The sequence below is a fragment of the Amycolatopsis dendrobii genome (assembly GCF_014145675.1).
Lineage (GTDB): Bacteria > Actinomycetota > Actinomycetes > Mycobacteriales > Pseudonocardiaceae > Amycolatopsis > Amycolatopsis dendrobii.
Genome location: NZ_JACGZW010000014.1, coordinates 14,411 through 26,562, shown reverse-complemented (window position 1 = coordinate 26,562; position 12,152 = coordinate 14,411). Strand labels below are relative to the sequence as shown.

Annotated in this window: 13 protein-coding genes; 10 read left to right on the top strand and 3 right to left on the bottom strand. The window is 71.0% G+C overall.

The window, feature by feature from the left end:
* Nucleotides 1-85: 85 nt before the first annotated feature.
* From H4281_RS35485 to H4281_RS35475, 3 genes are read left to right on the top strand one after another with little or no spacing between them, the layout of a single operon-like run.
* Entirely contained in the window at nt 86-1,027 is a 942-nt protein-coding gene (locus tag H4281_RS35485; RefSeq protein WP_237600908.1) for a sugar kinase, read from the top strand.
* Nucleotides 1,024-1,782 (top strand): IclR family transcriptional regulator, encoded by a 759-nt coding sequence (locus tag H4281_RS35480; RefSeq protein WP_182895245.1) that lies wholly within the window; start codon nt 1,024-1,026, stop codon nt 1,780-1,782. Before H4281_RS35485 ends, H4281_RS35480 begins: the two co-directional genes overlap by 4 nt.
* The gene (locus H4281_RS35475; RefSeq protein WP_116204166.1) at nt 1,782-2,165 is read left to right on the top strand and encodes a RidA family protein; all 384 of its coding nucleotides are present in this window, start codon (nt 1,782-1,784) and stop codon (nt 2,163-2,165) included. The genes H4281_RS35480 and H4281_RS35475 overlap by 1 nt, the downstream gene beginning before the upstream one ends.
* Before the next feature lie 36 nt (nt 2,166-2,201).
* Here H4281_RS35475 and H4281_RS35470 read toward each other — a convergent pair whose 3' ends face one another.
* From H4281_RS35470 to H4281_RS35460, 3 genes are all read right to left on the bottom strand, one after another.
* Entirely contained in the window at nt 2,202-3,200 is a 999-nt protein-coding gene (locus H4281_RS35470) for a 1-aminocyclopropane-1-carboxylate deaminase (protein WP_182895244.1), read from the bottom strand.
* Nucleotides 3,197-3,844 carry a GntR family transcriptional regulator gene (locus H4281_RS35465; RefSeq protein WP_370648190.1) on the bottom strand — a complete coding sequence of 216 codons (648 nt, stop codon included), beginning with the start codon at nt 3,842-3,844 and terminating at the stop codon, nt 3,197-3,199. The genes H4281_RS35470 and H4281_RS35465 overlap by 4 nt, the downstream gene beginning before the upstream one ends.
* A 289-nt stretch (nt 3,845-4,133) precedes the next feature.
* Complete coding sequence (locus H4281_RS35460) at nt 4,134-4,493, bottom strand: DUF1844 domain-containing protein (protein WP_037370356.1); 360 nt, start codon at nt 4,491-4,493, stop codon at nt 4,134-4,136.
* A gap of 282 nt (nt 4,494-4,775) precedes the next feature.
* Between H4281_RS35460 and infC the strand changes: the two genes are divergently transcribed.
* The 7 genes from infC to pheT all read left to right on the top strand — a co-directional run bounded on the left by infC (nt 4,776) and on the right by pheT (nt 12,123).
* Nucleotides 4,776-5,330: a translation initiation factor IF-3 gene (infC, locus tag H4281_RS35455; RefSeq protein ID WP_182895384.1), complete on the top strand. Its 555-nt coding sequence runs from the start codon at nt 4,776-4,778 to the stop codon at nt 5,328-5,330.
* 80 nt (nt 5,331-5,410) lie between these two features.
* Nucleotides 5,411-5,605 (top strand): 50S ribosomal protein L35, encoded by a 195-nt coding sequence (gene rpmI, locus H4281_RS35450; RefSeq protein WP_009079615.1) that lies wholly within the window; start codon nt 5,411-5,413, stop codon nt 5,603-5,605.
* Between the two features lie 64 nt (nt 5,606-5,669).
* Entirely contained in the window at nt 5,670-6,047 is a 378-nt protein-coding gene (gene rplT / locus H4281_RS35445; protein ID WP_009079612.1) for a 50S ribosomal protein L20, read from the top strand.
* Between the two features lie 8 nt (nt 6,048-6,055).
* Nucleotides 6,056-6,844, top strand: coding sequence for a TrmH family RNA methyltransferase (locus tag H4281_RS35440; protein WP_376771999.1), 789 nt, complete (start codon nt 6,056-6,058; stop codon nt 6,842-6,844).
* 2 nt (nt 6,845-6,846) lie between these two features.
* Nucleotides 6,847-7,467 carry an AAA family ATPase gene (locus H4281_RS35435; protein ID WP_237600273.1) on the top strand — a complete coding sequence of 207 codons (621 nt, stop codon included), beginning with the start codon at nt 6,847-6,849 and terminating at the stop codon, nt 7,465-7,467.
* Between the two features lie 1,030 nt (nt 7,468-8,497).
* Nucleotides 8,498-9,553 carry a phenylalanine--tRNA ligase subunit alpha gene (pheS, locus tag H4281_RS35430; protein ID WP_043828483.1) on the top strand — a complete coding sequence of 352 codons (1,056 nt, stop codon included), beginning with the start codon at nt 8,498-8,500 and terminating at the stop codon, nt 9,551-9,553.
* Nucleotides 9,553-12,123 (top strand): phenylalanine--tRNA ligase subunit beta, encoded by a 2,571-nt coding sequence (pheT, locus tag H4281_RS35425; protein ID WP_182895242.1) that lies wholly within the window; start codon nt 9,553-9,555, stop codon nt 12,121-12,123. The genes pheS and pheT overlap by 1 nt, the downstream gene beginning before the upstream one ends.
* The last annotated feature ends 29 nt before the right edge of the window (nt 12,124-12,152 follow it).

Below are 12,152 nucleotides of genomic sequence, written 5' to 3'. Positions count from 1 at the left end.
CGGGTGGCCACAGGTCAACGGGGAAGGAACGTCAGTGACCAGCAGTCCGACAGCGTCGCCTGAAGTGCTCTGCATCGGCGAGTCGATGGCGTTGTTCGTGCCCGCCGAACCCGGCCCCCCGGACGAGGTGCGCACCTGGCTGCGCACCATCGGCGGCGCGGAGTCGAACGTCGCGTGCCACCTGCCCGCGCTCGGCGTGCGCAGCGGTTGGGTCAGCGCGGTCGGCGACGATCCGTTCGGCCGCGCGCTCGTCCGCGAGATCGCGTCGGCGGGCGTGGACGTGCGCGGCGTCGTCTTCGACCCGACGCGCCCGACCGGGCTGTACGTGAAGGAAAGCGGCGCGGGCGGCAGTCCGGTCCGCTACTACCGCTCGGGTTCCGCCGCCTCCGGCATGGGCCCGGAACTGATGTCCCGGCTGGACTTCTCCGGCGTTCGCGTGCTGCACCTCTCCGGGATCACGCCCGCGCTTTCCGGCAGCTGCCTCGCGCTCGTGCGCGCGCTGCTCGACCGTCCGCGCGGCGACCTGCTCGTGTCGTTCGACGTCAACCACCGCCCCGCGCTGTGGACCGGACGCGACCAGTCCGTTCTCGCCGAACTGGCCGGCAAGGCCGACCTGGTGCTGACCGGCGACGACGAAGCGGAGCGGGTGTGGGGCACCGGCGATCCGGTGCGGCTGCGCGAGCTTCTGCCTGGTCCGCGCACGCTGGTGGTCAAGCACGGGGAACGCGGCGCGACGCTCGTCGAGGGCTCGGCCGAACCGCTGTTCTCGCCCGCGCTCAGTGTCGACGTCGTCGAGCCGGTCGGCGCGGGCGACGCCTTCGCCGCCGGATTCCTGGCCGCGACTCTGCACGGCGCCGACCCGCTGACAAGGCTCCGGCGCGGTCACCTGCAAGCAGCCGCGACACTGTTGACTCAGGACGACGTCGGCGTGCCGCTCGCCGAGGCCGTCGTGACGAAACTGGTGCAGGCGGACGCCGACGGCTGGGGTTCGGTCCGGCTCACCGGAGAGGGAGTGGTTGCGACGTGAGCCAAAGTCTCGACCGCGCGCTGACGCTGCTGGGCGGTCTCGCCCGCGGCGGCAAGACGCTCGACGAGCTGGCCGAAGAGATCGGCGTGCACAAGACGACCGTGCTGCGGCTGCTGCGCACGCTCGAATCGCACCATTTCGTGCGGCGCGAAGGGGCCCGGCACTACCGGCTCGGCAGCGCGCTTTTCGACCTCGCCAACCAGGCGCTGGAAGACCGCGATGTCCGGCGCAGTTCGCACGAAGCGCTCGCCGGGCTGAACTCGCGCACCGGGCACACTGTGCACCTGGCGTCCTATGAGGACGGCGAGGTGGTGTACATCGACAAGTTCGAGGGACACCACGCGGTCCGGATGTACTCGCGGGTCGGCAAACGCGCGCCCCTGCACTGCACCGCGGTCGGCAAGGTGCTCGTGGCGGCGATGCCGCGGGCGAAACGCGAAGAGATCGCCCGTGCGATCGACTACGTCGTGCTCACCGCCAACACCATCACCACGCCCGAGGCGTACCTGGCCGAATTGGACCAGGTCGCTGAGCGCGGGTACGCGGTGGACAATGCCGAACACGAGGACTTCATCCACTGTATCTCCGCCCCGGTGCGCGGCGCGGGCGGCGAAGTGCTCGCCGCGGCGTCGATGTCGGTGCCGAAGGTGCTGCTGGACTACGACGGGCTGCTGGCGCTCGTGCCCGAGCTGCTGGCCGCCGCCGAAGAAGCTTCCGTCCACAGTGGATGGACGGGGAACGGAAAGGGGCAATGATGGGCAAGACGGCGATCACCAGCGAGAACGCGCCGAAGCCGCCGGCGAACTTCTCGCAGGCCGTCCGCAAGGGGAACATCCTCCAGGTCGCCGGCGCGGTCGCGTTCGACCCGGCCACGAACGAGATCGTCGGCGACGACGTCGTGAGCCAGACCCGGCAGGTGTTCAAGAACCTGACCGCGCTGCTCGAAGAAGCGGGCTCGAGCTTCGCGGACGCGGTGATGGTGCGCGTGTACCTCACCGACACCAGCCACTTCGCCGCGTTCAACGAGGTCTACAACGAACTGATCGGCGAAGCCCCGCACGCGGCCCGCACCACGGTGTACGTCGGGCTGCCCGCCGGGCTCCTGGTCGAGATCGACGTGCTCGCCGTGCTGGACTGAGCCGCACGGGTGCCCGGCCGCGGCCGGGCACCCGGTTCAGCCGAGCACGCTCGTGTACGCGTTGATCGCGGGCTGCCCGCCGAGGTGCGCGTACAGCACGTTCGAATCCTTCGCGATTTCGCCGGTGCGCACGAGATCGATCAGCCCGGCCATCGATTTCCCCTCGTACACCGGGTCGGTGATCATCCCCTCGAACCGCGCCGCGGTCCGGATCGCCTCCAGCGTCCGCTCATCCGGAATCCCGTACACCCCGGCGTGATACCGCTCGTCGAGTTCGGTTTCTGCAACCGGCCCGGTTCCGATCAGCGCCGCCGTGCTCTTCGCGATCCGGCCGATCTGCTCGCGCGTCTCCTCGGGCTTCGCCGACGCGTCGATCCCCAGGATCCGCCGCGGCTGCCCGCTGGCCGCCGCTCCGGCCAGCATCCCCGCCTGCGTGCTGCCGGTGACCGAGCAAACCACGACGGTGTCGAAGAAAACGCCGAGTTCGCGTTCCTGTTCTTCCAGTTCCAGCACCCAGTTCGCGAACCCGAGCCCGCCGAGCCGGTGGTCCGACGCCCCGGCCGGGATCGCGTACGGCGTGCCGCCGTTCGCCTCGACCTCCGCCAGCGCCTGCTCCCAGCTCTCCTTGAACCCGATGCCGAACCCGGCGTCGACGAGCCGGACGTCCGCGCCGAGGATCCGCGACAGCTGGATGTTGCCGACCTTGTCGTGCAGCGGATCGGCCCAGTCGACCCAGCTTTCCTGCACCAGCACGGCTTTCATCCCGGCCCGCGCCGCCGCGGCCGCGACCTGGCGCGTGTGGTTCGACTGCACGCCGCCGATCGAGACGAGGGTGTCCGCGCCCTTGGCGAGCGCGTCGGCGACGAGGTACTCGAGCTTGCGCGTCTTGTTGCCGCCGTAGGCGAGACCGGAGTTGAGGTCCTCGCGCTTGGCCCAGACGGCCGCGCCGCCGAGGTGCTCGGTGAGCCGCTCCAGCCGGTGCACCGGCGAAGGCCCGATCAGCAACGGGAAACGGGGAAAATCGGCCAGGCTCACGCTTCCTCCAGGAGGGCTTCGAGATCGGTCCAAATCGTTGCGGTGAGCTGCGCGGCGACGGCTTCGTCGCGGGCTTCGAACGCGGCGATGAGCTCTTCGTGCCGGGCGACCGAGCGGTGCGCGGGCAGCGAACTGAACCGCGCGTATTCGAGACGGCGCAGCAACGGCGTGTACCGGTCGAGCGTCGCCGCGACCGCCCGGTTCCCGTACGCGCGCACCGGAATCTCGTGCAATTCGTCGTCCGCTTCGATCGCCTTCCCGACGTCCCCCTCGGCGACGGCCGCGCGGAACCGTTCGTTGGCTTCGCGCATTTCCGCGATCTGCGCTTTCCCGAGCCGGGGGAGCGCTTCGCGCACGGCAAGCTCGTGCAACGCCCGCACGAGCCGGACCGCGTCGCGCACGTCGCCCGCGTCGAACTCGGCGACCCTCGTGTAACTCTGCGGCTTCGACACGACCAGCCGGTCCTCGGCCAGCCGCAGCAGCGCCTGCCGGACTGGAGCGCGGGAAAGCCCGAGCTGCTCGGCGAGGTCGGCGTCGCGCAGGGGAGTCCCCGGCGGGAGGCTGCCGTCGATGATGGCGTGCCGGATGCGCTCGTACGCCTCGTCGCGCAGCAGCGACCGGGAGACCTTGGGGAGTGCGCTCACATCTAACATGTTAGATGTCGGTTGTCGCGGGGGCAACGGCCCGGAACAACGTGATCCGCCGTCCGGTCGTGCGCGGGGAGAGGTTCGTGAGGGGATACTCGCGGATTCCCCTCACGGACTTTCCCGGGAGCGAGACAGCGGGGGCGGTGCCGCGCGGCTGAAGTGCATCGCCTCGGCGAACGCAGGCCGAGCTTTGCCGATCCCGTCTTGTCGGCCTCCGAAACGGCGAAGACCCGCCCGGCGATGCCGCGAGGCGGGTCTTCGGATGTCTCTGGGGAAGGCTTCCGGCTCAGTACACCGGCCCGGTGTACTTCTCGCCCGGCCCCTGGCCCGGCGGGTCCGGCACGACCGACGCCTCGCGGAACGCCTTCTGCAGCGACTGCAGCCCGTCGCGAAGGGGTCCGGCGTGCAGGCCGAGGTACTCCGCGGAGGCGGTCACGAGCCCGGCGAGCGCGGTGATGAGGCGGCGCGCCTCGTCGAGGTCGCGGTGCGGCGAGTTCTCCGGGTCGGCGTCGGCGAGGCCGAGGCGTTCGGCCCCCGCGGACAGAAGCATCACCGCGGCGCGGCTGATCACCTCGACGCTCGGGATCTCCTCGAGCCCGCGGTCGTCGGGGGAATACGGGGGCGGTGGCGAAGGTTGTTCAGACACGTCTGGTACCCTTCCACGTGCGACCAGCTCCCGAGCGATCGGGGGCGGCAAGTGGAGCCCCGCTCCCACCCGCGTCACCGCCTCAGGTGTCCGGGTCCGGTCTCGCCGAAGCAGTGGCTGCCGTCCGGGCAGCGTACCGCGGAGGCGAAGCGTTCGGCCGTCCGGCCGGGCGCGATCGGAGACAGAGCGGGCCCCGTGCACCGGCAGCAGCCGGCGACGGGGCCTGAATCGTGTGGGCACCAGGTCGAAGCGAGAAAACATCACTCGGACCAAGGAGGCCCCATCAGCTCCGAGACACGCATCAACGAACGCATCCGGGTGCCGGAAGTCCGGCTCGTCGGCCCCAACGGCGAGCAGGTCGGCATCGTCCGGATCGAGGATGCGCTGCGGCTTGCGCAGGAGGCGGACCTCGACCTCGTCGAGGTGGCCCCGCAGGCCCGCCCGCCCGTGGCCAAGCTCATGGACTTCGGCAAGTTCAAGTACGAGAGCGCCCAGAAGGCCCGCGAGTCCCGCCGCAACCAGCAGCTCACCGTCATCAAGGAACAGAAGCTGCGGCCGAAGATCGACCAGCACGACTACGAGACCAAGAAGGGTCACGTGTCGCGGTTCCTGGCGGCGGGCAACAAGGTCAAGGTCACGATCATGTTCCGCGGTCGCGAGCAGTCCCGGCCGGAGCTCGGTTTCCGGCTCCTGCAGAAGCTCGCCGACGACGTCACCGAGCTCGGCTTCGTGGAATCGTCGCCGAAGCAGGACGGACGCAACATGATCATGGTGCTGGCCCCGCACAAGAACGTGAAGCCGAAGGCCGTCAAGGCCGAACCGGCTCCCGAGGCGTAGCGCGCCCCGGCGCCGACCAGCACAGTCAGCGGCACACCGGGTTTTCCGGTGTGCCGCCGCACGGAAGAGGACGAACAACCATGCCGAAGATGAAGACGCACAAGGGCACGTCGAAGCGGGTCCGCATCACCGGTTCGGGCAAGCTGCGTCGCCAGAAGGCCGGCCGCCGCCACCTGATGGAGAAGAAGTCCAACCGCCTCACCCGTCGTCTCGAGGGCACCACCGAGGTCGCCCAGAACGACGTCAGCCGAGTGAAGCGCCTGCTCGGCCGCTGAGGCCCGCACCCTTTCCCGACCACCCCGGGGTCCTCGCACCCCCCGAATTCGACAGGATGGACCAGTGGCACGCGTCAAGCGGGCGGTCAACGCCCAGAAGAAGCGTCGCGCGACTCTCGAACTGGCCAGCGGTTACCGCGGCCAGCGTTCGCGGCTGTACCGCAAGGCCAAGGAGCAGACGCTCCACTCGCTCAACTACGCCTACCGCGACCGCCGCGCGCGCAAGGGTGACTTCCGCCAGCTGTGGATCACCCGCATCAACGCGGCCGCTCGCGCCAACGGCGTCACCTACAACCGGTTCATCCAGGGCCTGAAGGCCGCCGGCGTCGAGGTGGACCGCAAGATCCTCGCGGACCTCGCGGTCAACGACGCCGCCGCCTTCACCGCGCTCGCCGAGCTCGCCAAGGCGAACGTCACGACCGGCGAAGCGAAGTCGGCCTGACCGGCAGCATTTTCCGGCCCGGGGCGGATCCGTTCACCGAACGGACCCCCCGGGTCGTTGCCGCACGCAAACTGACCCGGCGCGCGGAACGGGAGAAAACCGGCCGCTTCCTGGCCGAAGGGGTCAACGCGGTCACCTCGGCCCTGTCCTGCGGGACGGTCCACGAACTCTTCGTGACCGAACGCGCCGCCGCCGCACACCCTGACCTGGTCGCCGCGGCCCCCCGCGTGTCGCCGATCACCGACCGCGCCGCAGCGGGCCTCTCGGAAACCGTGACGCCGCAAGGAATCATCGCGGTCTGCTCGCTGGTCGACCGTCCACTGGAGACAGTCCTCGCCTCGGCCCGGCTGGTAGTGGTCCTGGTCGACGTCGCCGAACCCGGCAACGCAGGCACCGTGATCCGCGTGGCCGACGCCGCCGGCGCCGACGCGGTAGTCCTGGCCGGCGACACCGTCGACCCGCACAACGGCAAAAGCGTCCGCGCCGCAGCCGGTTCGACGTTCCACGTCCCGCTGGCCCGCGCCCGCGACATCCCGGCAGTCCTGACCGCCCTGCGCTCGGCCGGCCTCCGCACACTCGCCGCGCACGGTTACGCCTCGACCTCGCTCGAGACCGTCCGCTTCGGAGACCCCGTGGCGTGGATCTTCGGCAACGAGGCGCACGGCCTGCCCGGGGACGTCCTCTCGTCGGTCGACGAAGCAGTCCGAATCCCGTTGTACGGCAAGGCGGAAAGCCTCAACCTGGCCACCGCCGCCGCGGTCTGCGTCTACACCGCGGCGATGGCCGCACACCGCTGACCGTGGCGGATCTCCGGCACGTCCACTGGATCGGCGGCGCCCCCGGCGCAGGCAAATCAACGATCGCCCGCCGCCTGGCCGCGCGCTACGGCTGGCACCACTACGCGACCGATGACGCCATGCGTGCCCACACCGCCCGCACGACCCCCGCCACAGCTCCGTACTTGCACGCCTTCCTGGCCATGGACATGGACGAACGCTGGGTCCGCCGCTCCCCGGACGTCATGCTGGAGACCTTCCACTGGTTCCGCGGCGAGGCTTTCGAGCTGATCGTCGAAGACCTCCTCGCCCTGTCGCCGACCCCCTGCGTCGTCGACGGCTTCCGGCTGCTGCCCGACCTCGTGCGCCCCCTGCTGGACGCCCCGGAACAGGCCGTCTGGCTGCTCCCGACACCCGAGTTCCGCCAGGCGGCTATCGAAGGCCGGAGCGCACCGGGGGAGAATTTCGTCTGGCGCACAAGCGATCCGGCACGAGCGACCCGGAACCTGGCCGAACGGGACCGCATGTTCACGAACCGCCTCCGGGCGGACACCGCGCGCCTCGGACTGCGGGCGATCGAGGTCGACCTCCCGACGACGGAAGAGGATCTTCTCCGCCAGGTGACGAGCTTCTTCCGTCTTTGATCCGGACGGCTTGGCTGGCTGTCGGCGCTCGCGGGCGAGCTGCTTTGCCTCGCCGGCAGTAATTCTCGCGTTGGCTGTGAACGATCTGCCGGGTTGAGTTTTCCTGCCAGGACTCGATAGCTCCGGTGGTCTGCGAGCAACCCGTCGGGGAGGTGCCACGATGCCAGTGACTCCCGCGCTGTCCCGCGGTCTGTCTCGCTGCCAAGCGCCTGGCGTCGGGGTCTGTCTCGCTGCCGGGCGCCTGGCCTCGTTGTCTGTCTCGTCGCCAGGCGCTCGGCTTCTGGGGCTGTCTCGCTGTCAGGTGCGCGATCTCTTAGTCTGTCGCGCTCCGATGCATTGACGCCTCGCCAACGCTCGCCGCACGCTCCGCGTGCGAGAGCCTTGCCGGTACCTGCCACGTCGTCAGCTGCCGTGCTGTCTCCGGGACCTGTGCACCGTCTGCTCTCCACGACTCTGCGCCTTCCCGCCTGGCTGGCGCGTCCTGTTCTCCGCGAGGCTGCCGCGTCGCTGCCGATGCTCCCCGGGGCGTTGCGGCCGTGCTCGCCATCGCTGCAGCCCTCTGCGTCTTCTGCCGGGAACCAGACAAGCGTCTTCTGTCGAAACCTGCCAAGCGCCTTCTGCCGGGAACTGCTGAGCGCTCGGTCGCGGCACCGAGCCGCATCGCCAGCTACGCCTCGACGATCGGACGCAAGCCGCGCCGCGCTTCCGGACCGGCAGCCTCGCTCTTCCTATTCGCGGCGCGGATCACTCCCGGAACCCCGCCCGACCGAGCCGCTCCGCAGCCACCCGGGAGGGCGGCCGGGGCAAGCCGGTCGAGGGGTGGGTCTCACCTGATTCGCTGACCTCCGTTCGGGTCCCGTGCGACGGTCCGTCGTGATCACGGGGCGGATCCGGCGCGGCCGCTCCGGAAGCGGAGGGTGAGCGGCCGGGCCCGGCGCCCGATCCCCTAGACTGAGCTGCCCGATGTGCACGTGCGGCGGCATGCCCGCGTGCCGCCGACAACACCAGTCCCAGCGGACGCCGAGGAGTCATGTCCGGAGCCACAGAACAGCCGGTCGACGTGCTCGCACCGGAGACCCTGCGCGCGGCGATCAAGGCGGCTGAGGACGCCTTCGCCGGCGCGGCCGACCTGGACGCGCTCGCCGCCGTCAAACCGGCCCACCTTGGGGACCAGTCGCCGGTGCTGCTCGCGCGCCGGGAAATCGCCGCGCTGCCGAAGCAGGAGAAAGCCGACGCGGGCAAGCGCGTCAACGAGGCCCGCCAGGCGGTGCAGTCCGCGTTCGACGCGCGGCGTGCGGCGCTGCAGGCCGAGCGCGACGAGCGCGTGCTTCGCGAGGAGGCCGTCGACGTCACGCTGCCGTGGGACCAGGTCCCGCGCGGCGCCCGGCACCCGATCAGCACGCTGTCCGAGCGCATCGCCGACGTCTTCGTCGCCATGGGCTACGAGGTCGCCGAAGGCCCCGAGCTCGAGGCGGAGTGGTTCAACTTCGACGCGCTCAACTTCGGCAAGGACCACCCGGCGCGCCAGCTGCAGGACACGTTCTACGTCGGCGAGGAAGGCTCCGGCCTGGTGCTGCGCACGCACACCTCGCCGGTGCAGGCCCGCAGCCTGCTGCACCGCGACCTGCCGGTGTACGTCGTGTGCCCGGGCCGCACCTACCGCACCGACGAGCTCGACTCCACGCACACGCCGGTGTTCACCCAGGTCGAGGGCCTCGCCGTCGACAAGGGCCTCACCATGGCGCACCTCAAGGGCACGCTCGACGCGTTCGCCCGCGCGATGTTTGGCGAGAGCTCCACCACGCGGCTGCGCCCGCACTTCTTCCCGTTCACTGAGCCGTCGGCGGAGGTCGACGTCTGGTTCGAGGAGAAGAAGGGCGGTCCCGGCTGGGTCGAATGGGGCGGCTGCGGCATGGTCAACCCGAACGTCCTGCGCGCGTGCGGCGTCGACCCCGAGGTGTACTCCGGCTTCGCGTTCGGCATGGGCATCGAGCGGACCCTGCAGTTCCGCAACGGCATCCCGGACATGCGCGACATGGTCGAAGGCGACGTCCGGTTCACCCTTCCCTTCGGAACGGAGGCGTAGTGCGAGTCCCGGTGAGCTGGCTGACCGAGCATCTCGAGGTGGATGCCGACGTCACGCCGCAGGACCTGGCCGACGCCTTCGTGCGGATCGGGATCGAGGTCGACGAGCTGAGCGAGCTCGGCCCGGTGACCGGCCCGCTCGTGGTCGGCCGCGTCGCGGAGATCGAGGAGCTGACCGGCTTCAAGAAGCCGGTGCGGTTCTGCCGCGTCGAGGTCGGCGAGGAACCCGACCCGGAGCCCGACGACGCGGAACTGTCCGAAGAGGACGACGACGAGGACGACGGCCCGCTCGAGAACGAGGGCCCGCACGGCATCAAGACGCGCGGCATCGTGTGCGGCGCGAGCAACTTCGCCGAGGGCGACCTCGTCGTGGTCGCGCTGCCCGGCGTGGTCCTGCCGGGCGACTTCGAGATCGCCGCTCGCAAGACCTACGGCAAGGTCAGCGACGGCATGATCTGCTCGGCGGCCGAACTCGGCCTCGGCGACGACCACAGCGGCATCCTCGTGCTCCCGCCGGGCACGGCGAGCCCCGGCGACGACGCGAAGGACCTGCTCGGCCTCGACGACACCGTCATCGAGGTCACGCCGACGCCGGATCGCGGCTACGCGCTGTCGATCCGCGGCCTGGCGCGCGAACTGTCGAACGCGCTCGACGTGCCGTTCGGCGACCCGGCGATGCTCGACAACTTCCCGGAAGCCGAGGGCGAGGCGTGGCCGGTCCGGGTCGAGGACCCCGAGGGCTGCCCGCGGTTCGTGCTGCGCCGCGTCACCGGTCTCGACGCGACCGCGCCGACGCCGTGGCGGATCCGCCGCAGGCTGATGCTGGCCGGCATCCGGTCCATCTCCCTCGCGGTCGACGTCACCAACTACGTGATGCTCGAACTCGGCCACCCGCTGCACGCGTTCGCGACCGGCTCCATCCAGGGCGACCTGGTGGTCCGCCGCGCGAAGGCGGGGGAGAAGCTCACCACCCTCGACGACGTCGAGCGCACCCTCGACGCGGACGACATCGTGATCGCCGACGACAGCGGCGTCATCTCCCTCGCCGGCACGATGGGCGGCGCCAGCACGGAGATCACGCCGGAGAGCACTGACGTGCTTCTCGAAGCGGCGCACTGGAACCCGGCGTCGATCAGCCGCACCGCGCGCCGGCACAAGCTGTTCTCCGAGGCGGCGAAGCGCTTCGAGCGCTACACCGACCCGGCGCTGTGCGCGGCCGCGGTGGAACTCGCCGCACGGCTGCTGCGCCAGTACGGCGACGGCGCGATCCGCCCGGGCCGCACCGATGTCGGCGGCGTCGCGCCGCACGCACCGGTGACCATGCCGATCAACCTGCCCGACCAGGTCGCCGGCGTCCGTTACGAACGCGGCGTCACGGTGCGGCGGCTCGGCCAGATCGGCTGCAAGGTCCAGCTCAGCACGAGCGACCAGGGCGTCGGCCTGGTCACCGCGACCCCGCCGAGCTGGCGCGGCGATCTCGTGCAGCCCGCCGACCTCGTCGAGGAGGTCCTGCGGCTCGAGGGCTACGACAGCATCCCGTCGGTCCTGCCCGCCGCGCCCGCCGGCCGCGGTCTCACCGACGCCCAGCGCCGCCGCCGCGCGGTGTCCGGCGCGCTCGCCGAGGCCGGCTACGTCGAGGTGCGCCCGTTCCCGTTCATCGGCGACGCGGTGTGGGACGCCTTCGGCCTTCCCGAGGACGACATCCGCCGCACGACGGTGCGCGTGCAGAACCCGCTCGAAGCCGACCACGACCGGATGGCGACCACCCTCCTGCCCGGCCTGCTGGAGACGTTGCAGCGCAACGTTTCCCGCGGCCTGAAGGACGTGTCGCTGTTCCACGTCGGCCAGGTCGTGCTGCCGAAGCCGAACCAGCTCAAGGTCCCGGACCTCGGCGTCGAGCACCGCCCGAGCGACGAGGACCTCGCCGTGCTGGAGGCCGCCGTGCCCGCGCAGCCGGTGCACGTCGCCGTCGTCCTCAGCGGCCAGCGCCCGCGCGCCGGCTGGTGGGGCAAGGGCGAGCAGGCGGGCTGGGCCGACGCCGTGCAGGCCGCACGTCTCGTGGCCGAGGCCGCCGGCGTGCAGCTCACCGTGCAGGCCGCCGACCTGCTGCCGTGGCACCCGGGCCGCTGCGCCCAGCTGCGCGTGGGCGACTGGCCGGTCGGCCACGCGGGCGAACTGCACCCGAAGGTCGTCGAGGCCCTCGGCCTGCCGCCGCGCACGGTCGCCATGGAACTCGACCTGGACGCGATCCCGCTGCCCGACTCCCGTCCGGCGCCCAGCATCTCGGCCTACCCGCCGGTGCTGCTGGACGTCGCTCTGGTCGCCGGCACGGACGTCCCGTCCGCCGACCTCGCCGACGTGCTCCGCGAAGGTGCGGGCGAACTGCTCGAGGAGATCACTCTCTTCGACGTCTACGCCGGCGAGCAGCTCGGCGAAGGCAAGCGTTCCCTGGCGTACAAGCTCCGCTTCCGCGCCGCGGACCGCACCTTGACCGTCGACGAGGCCACCAAGGCCCGCGACGCCGCGGTCGCCGCCGCTGGCGAGCGCTTCGGAGCGACGCTCCGCGCCTGATCCGACGCTGTCCCCGCCCCGCGCTCCGG

Bases quoted from the DNA above. Each gene is read 5' to 3' on its own strand.
- H4281_RS35485 (WP_237600908.1), top strand. From the start codon at position 86: ATGGCGTTGTTCGTGCCCGCCGAACCCGGCCCCCCGGACGAGGTGCGC.
- H4281_RS35475 (WP_116204166.1), top strand. From the start codon at position 1,782: ATGGGCAAGACGGCGATCACCAGCGAGAACGCGCCGAAGCCGCCGGCG.
- rpmI (WP_009079615.1), top strand. From the start codon at position 5,411: ATGCCGAAGATGAAGACGCACAAGGGCACGTCGAAGCGGGTCCGCATC.
- pheS (WP_043828483.1), top strand. From the start codon at position 8,498: ATGTCCGGAGCCACAGAACAGCCGGTCGACGTGCTCGCACCGGAGACC.